The 12,933-nt window shown below is 69.3% G+C and carries 6 protein-coding genes; 5 read left to right on the top strand and 1 reads right to left on the bottom strand.

What is annotated here, in order from left to right; translation table 11 throughout:
* The first annotated feature begins 140 nt into the window (after window positions 1-140).
* The 4 genes from HD557_RS24815 to HD557_RS24800 all read left to right on the top strand — a co-directional run bounded on the left by HD557_RS24815 (window position 141) and on the right by HD557_RS24800 (window position 7,223).
* On the top strand, window positions 141-773 hold the full coding sequence (locus HD557_RS24815; protein ID WP_196875832.1) for a transcriptional regulator: 633 nt from the start codon (window positions 141-143) through the stop codon (window positions 771-773).
* 127 nt (window positions 774-900) lie between these two features.
* Window positions 901-2,595 carry an ABC transporter substrate-binding protein gene (locus HD557_RS24810; protein ID WP_050800524.1) on the top strand — a complete coding sequence of 565 codons (1,695 nt, stop codon included), beginning with the start codon at window positions 901-903 and terminating at the stop codon, window positions 2,593-2,595.
* Window positions 2,596-2,652: 57 nt separating this feature from the next.
* Window positions 2,653-4,863 (top strand): protein kinase domain-containing protein, encoded by a 2,211-nt coding sequence (locus HD557_RS24805; protein ID WP_196875831.1) that lies wholly within the window; start codon window positions 2,653-2,655, stop codon window positions 4,861-4,863.
* Window positions 4,864-5,159: 296 nt separating this feature from the next.
* Window positions 5,160-7,223, top strand: a complete 2,064-nt coding sequence (locus HD557_RS24800; RefSeq protein ID WP_196875830.1) for a protein kinase domain-containing protein — start codon at window positions 5,160-5,162, stop codon at window positions 7,221-7,223.
* Window positions 7,224-7,303: 80 nt separating this feature from the next.
* Here the strand turns inward: HD557_RS24800 and eccCa are convergent, their stop codons facing one another.
* Window positions 7,304-11,341: a type VII secretion protein EccCa gene (eccCa, locus tag HD557_RS24795; RefSeq protein WP_196875829.1), complete on the bottom strand. Its 4,038-nt coding sequence runs from the start codon at window positions 11,339-11,341 to the stop codon at window positions 7,304-7,306.
* 174 nt (window positions 11,342-11,515) lie between these two features.
* Between eccCa and HD557_RS24790 the strand changes: the two genes are divergently transcribed.
* Complete coding sequence (locus HD557_RS24790; RefSeq protein WP_196875828.1) at window positions 11,516-12,889, top strand: hypothetical protein; 1,374 nt, start codon at window positions 11,516-11,518, stop codon at window positions 12,887-12,889.
* Window positions 12,890-12,933 lie beyond the last annotated feature (44 nt).

Here is a 12,933-nt window from a genome sequence, read left to right as displayed (position 1 = left end):
ACGGAGAGGTTGCGATGCTGATGTTGCGAAGGTCACCGCGCGACACGCCGAAGTAAAGAACGCGCTGCAGGGGCTCGGGTTGCCAGGGTGACGCGCGTACCTCTCGATCTCGGGAACATTCATTGTTGAAAGGGTTCTTCATGCGTACTCGCACCACCGTCCGGACCGGTCGACTGGCCGCCGTCGGCCTCAGCCTCGGCGTCGCGCTCACGTTGGCCGGGTGCGGCTCCGAGGAGACCGACGCGGACGCCGCGGTCGAGGTCGAGTCCAGCGCACCGGCCTCCGAGTCCCCGTCCGCTGCGGCGCCGGCCGGCGACGAGACCGAGGTGAAGATCGGGAAGACGTTGAAGGACCCCGACATGGGCGACACGATCGAGGTCGTCTCGGCGGTCCGCGACTTCCCGTCGACGGAGGAGGCGGACCTCATCGCCGAGGGCGGCGAGGTCGTGCTGCTCCAGGTGAAGATCAAGCCCGGCACGGAGTACGGCGGCCGGATCTCCGAGGGGAACTTCGAGATCTCGTGGGACAACGGCGGTGACTTCGAGAGCTCCGACACCCGTCTGATGACGGAGGAGCTGACCGCCGCGAAGCGTACGCCGCTCGAGGACGTGCAGCGGCGCGACGGCGGTGAGCACACCGGCTGGATCGCCTTCCAGGTGGAGGAGAAGGCCGACACGTACCTCATCGAGTACGAGCGGGACGGAGCGAAGGTGATCGGCTCGGACAAGACCATCGCCGAGTTCACGGAGCAGGTGGAGATCCCCGCCTCGTGAGGTGACCACAGACCGTTCGGCGGAGACCGGCTATGTCGATGGCAGGTCTCCGCCGCGGCTCGTTAGGATCTGGGCGTCCGTTGTCTCGGAGAGGGGACTGAAGGTGCATCCTGGGGCACGTCGTCGCGTGGGGCTCGTTTCCGTTGCCAGTCTCGCGCTCGTCGCAACCGCCTGCTCGGGTGATCTGCCGGCGTCGGTGGAGGAGGGCACCGAGGTCGCGGTGGCGTGGCAAGGGTCCCTGACGAGCACCAACCCGGCGAGCGCCGCGAGCGTGACCGACGGAAACCTCGACATCGCCTCGCTGACCCGCGGCGCGTTCGGCACTCTCGTCGACGACACGGTCGAGATGGACGAGACGTTCGGCAAGGTCACGATGGAGGGCGACAAGCAGGCCCGGGTGCGCTACGACCTGGCCGAGCCCAGCTGGTCCGACGGGGTTCCGATCGACACGGCCGACCTGATGCTCGCGTGGGCGGCCACGTCGGGCTACTTCGGCACCGCCCAGAAGGGCAGCGACGGCAAGGTCGACTTCGGCGGAGTGCCGACCGGGCTGACCAAGAGTGCCTACATCCCCGAGGTCGACGAGGGCGCGCGGGCCATCGAGGTGCCGCTGGTGGTGCCGGTGGTCGACTGGCGTACGGCCCTGGACGTCGCCGTCCCGGCGCACGTGGTCGGGCAGAAGGCGCTGAAGATCGAGGACCCGATCGAGGCCAAGGAGGTCGTCGAGACCGCCATCGAGGAGTCCGACACCGCGAAGCTGACCAAGATCGCCGAGGCGTGGAAGACGGCCTTCACGGTCGCCGAGGACGGCACGGGGTCCGAGGAGGCGCTGCTGTCCAGCGGGCCCTACCGGGTCGTGAAGATCGCGGCGGGCGAGACCGGCCAGGAGGTCGACCTCGAGGCCAACCCCGAGTACGCGGGCGAGGCCCGGCCGACCTACGAGCAGGTACGCCTCACCCCGGCGAGCGCCGACGCGCTGTCCGGCCTCGGGGAGAAGGTCGACGTCGTCCAGGTCACCCCGACCAAGGCCAACCGGAAGCAGGTGCGCGACCTCGAGCGTCGCGACTACGGCGTCGCCGAGGCCAACGACGGCACCATGTGGGCGCTGATCCTCCGCACCGACCGCGGCCTGTTCAAGCGCAAGGAGACCCGCACGGCCTACCTCCGTGCCGTGCCGCGTGGCGACATCGCCGAGGGCGGTGCGGGCGAGTGGGCCGAGGCGTACGAAGCCACCGACGTCGTGCTGTTCCCGCCGGGTGGTGAGGGCTACCAGATCGCGACCGAGGACTCCGGGTTCTCCACGAAGTTCAAAGCCTCCGAGGACGCCAAGGCCCCGCGCGGCGCCCGGGTGTGCATCGCCTATGACAAGTCGAGCGCGTTCGCCTCCGGCGCCTACGACACCATCGCGAACGTCGTCGACGACGAGGGCTGGTCCACCACCGACTGTGGTGCGTCCGGGGCCGACAAGGTGATGTCCGGCAACAAGTGGGACGCCGTCCTGGCCAGGATCCCGATCCCGCAGACGCCGGAGGAGATCTCGGCGCAGTGGGGCAGCAAGGGCAGCCAGAACGCGACCGGCGGCGGCGACCGCGAACGCGACCGCCTCATCAGCGAGCTGGCCCGCACCGCCGATCCCTACGAGGCCCGCGACGTACGCGTCGAGATCGAGAAGACGCTGGTCCAGGACTCGATCGTGGTGCCGATCGTGATGAACCCGACGGTGACGGTGAGCGACAAGAAGGTCGACAGCGTACGACCTCGGTCCGGTCAGGTCGCGCCGCTCATCTCGACCATCGTCGAGTGGGCGCCGACCAAGAAGTAGCGGACTTTTCGACTTTTTGAGTGGTTGGGTCCGTCGCCCCTTGCATAGGGTGCGGGCATGACGACGCTTCATCCCGGGGCAGTGTTCGGACACTACCGCCTGGACCGCATTCTCGGCGAAGGTGGAATGGGCGTCGTTTACGACGCATTCGACACCAGGCTCGAACGCCAGGTCGCGCTGAAGATGGTGCACGCCCATCTCGCCGACCGGCAGTTCATCGACATGTTCATCCGAGAAGGCCAGACCCTCGCGCAGATCAGGTCGCCCCACATCATCGCGATCTACGACATCGGCGAGCAGCAGGGCAGCCCGTTCATCGTCACCCAGTTCATCAAGGGTGGCGACCTGTCCGGCCTCGTACGCTCGAAGGGGCCGTTGGCTCCTCACCTGGCCTGCCTGGTCAACGCGCAGGTCGCGGGGGCGCTCCACGACGCCCACCAGGTGGGGATCATCCACCAGGACGTCAAGCCGTCGAACGTGCTCGTACGCAACCCGGCGAGCCCTCTCGACCCGTTCGCGTTCCTGTGCGACTTCGGGATCGCGACGTCGTCCTCGGACTCGCCGGCCGGCGGGATCACAGGCACGTGGAACTACCTGGCACCGGAGTACATCCGCGACGAGCGCGACGCCCAGGGCCGCCCGATCATGCCGGAGCCGTCGCGAGACATCTACGCCGCCGGCTGCATGCTGTGGTTCTCGCTGACCGGCAGGATCCCGTACGCCGGTGAGGCCGTGCAGGTGGCGATGGCGCACCAGAACGCGCCGATCCCGCAGTTCGTCGGCACCGACGAGTGGACCCGGGAAGCCAACCGAATCCTGCAGCTCTCGATGGCGAAGGACCGGCGCAACCGCTACCAGAGCGCCGCGGTGTTCAAGGACGACCTGCTGAAGCTGCGCGAGATCACCGCCCCGGCACAGATCGTGCCGGCGCCCTCAATGACCGACCCGAACCCACTGCCGATCCTGGTCGCGGCGGTGCGGGCGCCGTCCGAGAGCGAGGCCATCCTGATCGAGGAGGCCGCGCGGCCGTCGAAGATCACCCCGCTCCGGGTCGGTGCGGCGATGGTCGGCGTGGCCGCCCTCGGGGTCGGTGGAGCTCTGGCGATCACCCAGCCCTGGGTCGAGCACGGCCCCGAGCCCATCGTGCCGACCGTCAAGGGCGCTGCGTACGCGGACGTGAACGGCGACAAGTTCGGGGACGTGGTCACCAACACCCAGAACCCCGACGGCAAGGGCGTCGACGTGGTCACCTGGAAGTCGGACGGGCGCACGCTGACCCCGTCGAAAGCCGTCACGTACGACGACCCCGCCCTCCCCGCGGACAACGACGGGAGCGAGGTCTTCCCGCTCTGCGCCGACTTCACCGGCGATGGGAAGAACTCGCTGATCACGTTCGTGCGGAGCGAGAAGGGCTTCAACTTCCACGGCGACCTGGAGGGATCACTCAAAGCGCCGGCGGGGGTCGTCGAGCAGGGCAAGAAGATGGCCGGGTCGACGTTCTACTACGACCTGGGCACCGACGATTTCGACGGCGACGGTGTCGCCGACCTGTTCATGGCCACGACCTTCGGCAACCCGGACCCGGACCTCGACAGACAGGGCAGAACCGTCGGGGACGGCGCCATCTGGGTCTATCGCGGCACCGGGTCGGGGTTTGCGGAGCCGACGCAGTTCGCGGCCTATCCGGCCGACACCAGGGAGCAGATCGTGGTGGGTGAGTTCACCGGTGACGAGAAAGCCGATCTGGTGGTGCTGAACCGAGCCGCAGGTGAGCCCGAGGACAAGACGCTCACGACCGGAACCTCGGAGCTGGACCTCTACCAGGGAGACGGGGCCACCATCGCCGAGGCCAAGTCGTTCTCCTTCAAGCACAAGGGGATCAGCTCGATCGTCGCCGGCGACGTCGATGGCGACGGGCGGGACGAGATCGTCGTCGGAGAGTCCGGACGGGGCGAGGGGCAGACGATCACGATCGGGACCTTCAGCGACGACCTGGCCGAGTTCTCGATCGCCACTCGCGGAAAGCTTCCCAAACCCCGCAACACCCTCAAGACCACCAGCAGGTATCCCGTCACTCTCGCCGACGTGAACGGGGACGGGCTGACCGACGTGATCGCGGCCTCCCAGGACACCAGCGACAGCCCGTACACGTTCTATGTGGCTCTGGCAGCGAAGGAAGGCTCGTTCCAGGGCCATGAGCTGGCGACATGGAAATCGTCACCCGAAGACGTGCGTCGATACAACATCATGGGAGGAACCATCGGATGAGCGATTCCACCGGAATCCCCGACGACAGCCCTCGCGGTCCTCAGCCCTCGTTCGAGCGTCCGGCCGTCGACGACCCTGACAAGACCACGATCCGGCCCCGGATCGCTCGACCCGGTGGGCCAACCGGTACGCCGCCACCGCCGCCCCCACCCCCTTCGACCCAGGCGCCACCCCCTCCGCCTCCGCCGCCTTCGATGCCTGTGCCGACACAGGCGCCGACGCAGGCGCCGACGCAGGGACCGGCTGGATCAGCGCCGCCCCCGCCGCCACCGGCTGCGCCGCAGGACACCCCTGGGATGATCGGGCCCTACCGGCTCGAGCAGCAGGTGGCGGCCAACGACAGCGCGGTGGTCTACCGGGCCACCGACACCCGCCTCAACCGAGCGGTCGCCATCAAGGTGCTCCTCGGGCGGAGCGCCCGCGACCCGGAGTTCGTGTCGAGATTCGACAAGCAGGCCACCCTGATGGCCAAGCTCGACTCGCCCCACATCATGGGCGTCTACACCAACGGCCGGACCAACGACGGCGCCCCCTATCTGGTCTCCCAGTTCGCCGACGGCGGCGACCTCGGCTCGTTGCTGAAGGCTCGGGGCCGGCTCCCTGGGCCGATGGCCGCCGACATCTGCGCGCAGATCGCTGACGGTCTGGCGGCGATCCATTCACCCGAGGTCGGGGTGGTGCACGGCGACGTGAAGCCGTCGAACATCCTGCTGCGTGACGGCAACACCCCGCCGTACGCCTATCTCTCGGACTTCGCGGCGGCGCGCGCCGACGACTCCGCGACGGCCCGGCCCGGCATCCACTCGGGCGCCTGGGACTATCTGGCGCCCGAGCGCGCGATGGGAGCGCCGGCCAGCCCGGCGACCGACCTCTACTCGCTGGGCTGCCTCTTCTACGAGCTGGTCACCGGGTCGGTGCCCTTCACCGGGGCGAACGACGTCGAGACCGCGATGGCCCACAGCTCCCAGCCGATCCCCACGCTGCCCGGCCGCGACGACTTCACCCTGCAGGCCAACGACCTGCTCTCGGGTCAGGGCGGCCTGCTCACCAAGGACCCGGCCGGGCGGTCCAGCGATGCCGTCCGGGTCCGGGACCGGTTCGCGGCGATGGCGGGGCGTCAGATGGGGTTCGCCTCCGGTGCGACCGTCACGCTCAAGCGCGCCAAGACCAAGTGGTGGGTCGCCGCGGGCGCGGCAGCGGCGGTCTTCGTCGCAGGTGGTGCCGCGCTCGGGATCACGCTCACCACCACGGAGAACACCCCGGCCAAGCCCAAGCCGGCCGTGAGCGGGGACATCACCGGAGACCGGTTGGGTGACGTGGTTCTCGGTGCGCCTTTCCTCGGCTTGAGCTATGCCTCGGACAGCGAGGCTGCCACTCTGTTCGCCTCGACGGGCAAGGCGTTCAAGACAGGCACCGAGAAGAACCTCCGGTTCGGCAACCTGCTCGGTGATCTGGATGCCGACGGTCGGGTCGACGTTGTTCAGCTGTCCGGCGTCGGGTCGACCTTCAGCGTCGAGTCGAACGCCAAGGATCAACCGGACGGCTCCATCCAGGTCCCTGTCTCGGGCAAGCGCCTGGCCATGTTCTGCGCCGACTTCAACGGTGACGGACGCGACGACATCGGCATGATCTCCGTCGGCAACGGAACCAAGCTGCCTGCGGACGACGCAGAGCTCGGGAAGCTCAAGGACCTCCAGGCCCACGTCACGGTCATGCTGAGCAAGGCCGACAACACCTGGGCCAAGAGCGCCGACTGGTATACCGGGCCCTGGAATGGCACCACGTTCGACATCAACTTCGAGGTCGGTGACCTCGACGGCGACAAGCGGGCCGACATCGTCATGGGCGCCAGGGAGAGGTCGCCGGCCGCAGCTGTGCTGCTGATGAGCCAGGGATCGAAGCTCACCAAGACGGAGCTCGAGCTGCCCGGACCCGACGGTGACCGGTCCGCAGGGACCGCCATCTTCGCCGACCTCACCGGTGACGGGAAGGACGAGATGATCACCCAGGAGATCGTGGAGCAGAAGTGGGCCTTCCGGGTCTACTCCTTCGACCCCGAGGGAAAGAAGTTCGTCCACGAGCCGTCGTGGGACATCGACGACCCGGTCAGGAACGACGACGCGGTCAGCGGTTCTCAGATTCCCGCAGTGTCCGACGTCAACGGCGACGGCCGCGACGACCTGGTCAACCCGCTGCGTGCGGGGGACGGGGACTACGAATACCTCAACAAGGCCTCGGTCCTGATCTCTGGCAAGGACCAGTTCACCGTGGAGACCTGGGACATGCCGGGGGCCGACCAGTTCCAGCCCCACCCCCCGTTGCGCAAGGCGTCCAACAACAACGGGACCGGGACCCTCTAGATCAACCTCGAGATCAACTGGAACGGCCCGCGACCTGGATCAGGTCGCGGGCCGTTCTGTCTCGCTCGGGACGAGGCGAACTACACCGAGGACTCGCTCCACGCCAGCTGGACGACCTCGATACCGCGGTCGCGGGTGACCAGGCGGCCACGACCCGGGCGCGTCGGGACCGGCTTCAGGTTGCCGATGAGCGGGCCCTCGTCGGGGTTGCCGGAGAGCAGCAGGCCGGGCATGGCCAGGTCGCGCATCGACTGGATGACCGACTCGTAGAGCGATCGGGAGGCTCCACCCGAGCGGCGGGCGATGATCACGTGCAGGCCGACGTCGCGTGCCTGAGCCATCAGCGGCTGCAGGGGTGCGACCGGCGACCCCTGCTGCGTGGCGACCAGGTCGTAGTCGTCGACCAGCAGGAACAGGTCCGCACCCGTCCACCAGGACCGGTTGCGGAGCTGCTCGGGCGTGACGTCCGGCCCCGGGATCCGCTTCGACAGGTAGTCCGCCAGATCGCTCAGAGCGGGTGTCGCCTGCGTGGCCGAGGTGAGGTAGCTGACCAGGTAGTCGTCCGGGATCTCGCCGAGCATCGAGCGCCGGTAGTCGACCACCGCGATCTGGGCCTCTTTCGGCGAGTGCGTCCGCATGATCTCGCGGGCGATGTTACGCAGCAGGGTGGACTTGCCGGACTGCCCGTCGCCGAAGACGAGCAGGTGCGGTTCCGCGTCGGGGTCGAGGCCGACCGGAGCCAGCTCCTTCTCGTTGATGCCCAGAAGCAGTCGCTTGCCGGGATTCTCCTCGGTGACCCCGGCCTGCTCCCGGATCCGCTCGATCGTGATCTGCTCCGGCAGCAGCCGCAGCTTCGGGCCGGCAGGACCCTGCCAGGCGGCGGAGACCCGGGAGATCAGGTCGTCGACGCCGTCGCCGAGCGTCGCCGCGGAACCGTCGCCGTCCATGCGGGGCAGAGCGCTGAGGAAGTGGAGCTTCTCCTTCACGATGCCTCGACCCGGGCGCCCGGTCGGCACCAGCGCGGCCAGCTTGCGGTCGAGCTCGGAGTCCATCGGGTCACCGAGACGCAGCTCGAGCTTGGTGCCGAAGACGTCGCGCATCGAGGAGCGGAACTCGGCCCAGCGGCCGGCCGCGGCGACGATGTGGACACCGAAGGTCAGGCCACGCGGAGCGATCTCCTGGATGGCGTACTCGAGGTCGTCGAAGTCGGCGCGCAGCGTGCCCCAGCCGTCGATGACGAGGAAGACGTCGCCCCAGCCGTCGTCGGCCTGGCCGCGGGCGCGGCGGGTGCGGTAGGTCTCGATCGAGTCGATGCCCTGCGCCCGGAAGTAGGCCTCGCGGCGGTCGATGATGCCTGAGATCTCGGCCAGGACGCGACGTACGACGTCCGGTTCGGAACGGGTGCCGAGGCCGGAGACGTGCGGGAGCTTTGCCAGCGGTGCGAACGTGCCGCCACCGAAGTCGAGCACGAAGAACTGGACCTCCTGCGGCGTCATCGTCAGCGACATCGAGGTGACGATGGTGCGCAGCGTGGTCGACTTACCGGTGCGGGGCGCGCCGATGACCGCGACGTGACCGGCGGCCCCGCGCAGGTCGACGGTGAGCGTGTCACGCAGCTGCTCACGCGGCTTGTCGACGATGCCGAGCGGCACCACCAGACCGCCGAGACGCTTCCACGCCGGCGAGTGCAGCCCGAGCTCGGGCGAGGTGGTCAGGTCGGGCATCAGCGAGTCGAGCGTGTCGGGGATGTCGAGCGGCGGCAGCCAGACCTGGTGGGCGGGCCTGCCGTGGCCGGTCATCCGCTCGACGGCGATGTCGAGCATCGACTTCTCGACGCCGTCCGCGCCCACGACGGGGGCCGCCGGACGCTCTTCCTCCTCGACCGGCATCGCCAGCTGCTTCACCTCGGCGATCGAGAACGGGAAGATGCCCTGCAGCTTGCCGCCCTCGTCGCGCCGGATCCGCGACCCCGCGGCCGGCGGCCCGGAGACGTACGCCGCCCGGAACCGCTGCATCGAGGTCGGGTCGGGCTTGAGGTAACCGAGGCCGGGGACCGCCGGGAGCTCGTAGGCGTCCGGCACACCGAGCACGGTCCGCGACTCCTGCGCGGAGAACGTACGCAGGCCGACGCGGTAGGACAGGTGCGAGTCGAGCCCGCGCAGGCGGCCCTCCTCGAGGCGCTGCGAGGCGAGCAGCAGGTGGATGCCGAGGGATCGGCCCAGACGACCGATCGCGACGAACAGGTCGATGAACTCGGGCTTCGCCGAGAGCATCTCGGAGAACTCGTCGACCACGATGAACAGCGACGGCAGCGGATCCATCGAGGGGTCCTGCGTACGAGCCTTCTCGTAGTCCTTCAGCGAGGAGAAGTTGCCGGCCTCGCGCAGCAGCTCCTGACGCCGGGTCATCTCGCCGGAGAGCGCGTCCTGCATACGGTCGACGAGGGTGAGCTCGCCCTCGAGGTTGGTGATCACCGCGGAGACGTGCGGCATGCCCGCCATCCCGGCGAAGGTCGCACCACCCTTGAAGTCGACCAGCACCAGGTTGAGGACCTCCGGCGGGTGGGTGAGCACCAGACCGAGGACGAGGGTGCGGAGGAACTCGGACTTACCGGAACCGGTCGCGCCGATGACGAGGCCGTGCGGACCCATACCCTGCTGGGCCGACTCCTTGATGTCCATGTAGATCTGCTGGCCGGCCTCGCCGACACCGACCGGCACCCGCAGCCGGTCGCGGTTGGCGCGAGGACGCCAGGCGACCTCCGGGTCGAAGGAGCGTACGTCGCCCAGACCGAGCAGCGCCATGTAGTCCTTCGGCGCCGCGATCTCGGTGTCCTGCGGGGTCTCGGCGGCCGCGTCCGAACCCTCCGGCGCGACCGTGTAGAGAGCGGTCAGCCGGCGGGCGTAGGCCTCCGCGTCGGCCATGCTCATCTGGTCCACGCGCAGCCGGACCGGGTCCATGCGTACCCGGACCTGGTAGCCGGGAACCGTGTTGTTCTCGTCGGGCTCCTCGTCGTCGATCAGGAAGCGCACCCGGCTCGAGTCGAACAGCTCGTCCCAGTGGGTCGGCAGGTCGATGACGGTGACGCCCTGGATGCCGTCGTCGGGGAGCACGTGGTTGCCCGGCGGGACGGAACCGCCGTCGACGATGACGACGACCTGCGGGGAGGGGATCCGGTCGTCGGTGCCCCAGCGGGCGCGCTCACCGACCTCGGTGGGGAGCAGCGCGGCGAGGTCGTTGATGTTGGTGACCACCATGCGGCGCGGCCCGACGGCGTCGACCTCGCGGCCGCTCTGCGCGTGCGGGAGCCACTTGACCCAGTCCCACTCGGCGAGGTTGCGCTCGGAGGTGAGCACGGCGACGATCAGCTGCTCCGGCGAGTGGAAGGCCGTCATCCCACAGATCAGAGCCCGGGCGAGCGCCCGGGCCTGGTCCTCGTTGCCGCAGATCTCCATCTTGTCGAACCCGCGCAGGTTGGTCGCCGCCGGCAGGTCGGGCTGGACCCGGTGGACGGTCAGCAGCCGGTGCAGCGCGCTCGCCGAGGCCGGGTCGACCTGGTCGATCGGGGTCTGCTGCGGCGGCACGAGGGTCAGGGCCAGAGGCTGGTGGGCGACGCCGTAACGGACATCGAGGAAGCGCTTGTGGGTGTTCGGGCGCTCCCACAGCCGGCTGCGCTCCTCCGCGATCGACGGCAGCGAGGACGGCGCCGGGTAGTGCCAGGTCAGCGCCTTGCGCTGCTGCTCACCGGCCTTGCGGGCCGACTGCCGGACGCCGGCCAGGTAGCGCAGGTAGTCGGTGCGCTGGCCGCCGACCTGCTTCTGCTTCTGCTTCCGCTGGCGGTCGATCTGCACGAAGATGAAGCCGAGGGTCGCGAAGAGGAACATGCCCGCGGCCAGGTACTTCTGGATCGGGGCACCGCCGCCGGTGCCGCCCGCAGGCTGCATCGTGGCGACCAGCACGATCGAACCGAGACTGCCGAGCATCGGGATCGCGTTCATGAGAACGCCGCCGACACCCTCGCCCTCTTCGATAGCCGGTGGAGCGTTGAGTGCGAGCTCCCCCTCGGGGACCTCCGGCTCCTCGGTGCGGGTACCGCCGGCTGTCGCAGCGATAGTCACGTGTCCCCCTGAGACTGGTTCAGTGCCCCGCGGGCCCGGATGCCGCAGGTGGTCTGGATCTTAGAGTGCCCACACCCCGGCTACTACCCTTAACCGTGCCGGTCGGGTAAAACGGGCGGTGGAGCTTCCGATGTGGAACTCTGTCACAGGGTCATCACGCATCCGGGAGGTGTCATGCCCACTCAGACGGCCGATGCCGTTGCGCCGGCGCTCGCCGCAGGCGGCCTGGCGGTCACGGTCCACGGCACCGCCGGAGTGGTCGACATCGTCGTTCCGTCCGATGCGCACGCCTCGGACCTGGCCCGGGAGTACGCCACCGCCGTCGGCCTTCCGGCTGCGCCGGTGCTGCGCGACCGGCGTGGCGAGGTGATCCAGCCGGACGCCTCGCTCGCCTCGCGGGGGATCACCTCGGGCGCCCTGCTCGCGGCGGACTCGCCGCCCACCCAGGCCTACGCGCGGCGCGAGGTCGTCGAGACGGCGGAGCCGGTCCGCGCGGGCAGCTTCTCCTTCTACTGGGTCGGCCTGGCCACCCTGCTGGCGGTCGCGGCGTCGGTCTTCGGCGCCCAGGCCGACGGCTGGCAGCGGTTGGCGATCGCCGGCCTGCTCGCGCTCGGTGCCCTGGTCGGGATCATCCCCGCCGGACCGTACGCAGCCCGCCGGGCGATCACGGCCCCGGCCTTCGCCGCGGGCGCCGCGTTCGTCACCACCGTCACCCCCGAACCGGAGACGCTGCCGCTGGCGGTCGGCGTGGCCGGGCTGGCCGCCGCGGTCGTCGCGACCGTCTCGCGCTCGCTGGTCGACACCGTCGATGCCGCCCTCAAGGTCTGGACCCTGACCGGCGTCACGGTCTTCGTGGTGACCGCGCTGTGCGCCCTGCTCGGCACCTCGCCGCAGGTGCCGTGGTCGATCCTGTTCGCCGCGGCCGCCCTTGCGGCGCGGATCGTCCCGTCGTACGCCGTCGACGTGCCGGACTCCTATCTCCTCGACGTCTCCAAGTTGTCGGTGACCGCCTGGTCGGCACGTGCCAAGACCACCACCGGCAAGGCGACCGTCCCGTTCGACGAGGTCACCGAGGTGGCCGAGCGCGGTGCGCGCACGCTGGCGGCAGCCTCCTGGGCGATCCTCGGCGTCGTCGCGGTGAGCGGGCCGGGGCTGGTGGCGACCGCGACCGCCGACGTGGACCGGGTCGGCGCCTGGCTGATCATGCTGGCCGGTGCCTTCGTGATCCTGCTCTCGGCGCGCAGCTACCGCTACTGGCTGCCGCGCGGCGTACTGCGGGTCGCAGGCGTTATTGCGCTGGCGGTCGGCGTACGGGCCTTCGTAGGGTGGGCGGACCCGGAGCTGGTCTCCTGGTTCGGTCTCGGGGTCGTGCTGATCGGGTTCGCCGTGATCATCGCGGCGATCGCGACCGGCCGGGGGTGGCGCTCGGCGAAGTGGGCGGCTCGGGCCGACTGGTCGGAGTCGCTGTGCGGCGCCGCCGTCATCGCCTCGTTCGTGGTTTCCTCGGGGTTCTTCCGACACCTGTGGGAATCGGGTTTCAACGGCTAGACAGCAGGGCTGAAAAAAGTTCAGAGATTTGTGTTTAGAACTCC

This window comes from Nocardioides luteus, from assembly GCF_015752315.1.
GTDB lineage: Bacteria > Actinomycetota > Actinomycetes > Propionibacteriales > Nocardioidaceae > Nocardioides.
This window is presented reverse-complemented; position numbering and strand designations above follow the sequence as displayed.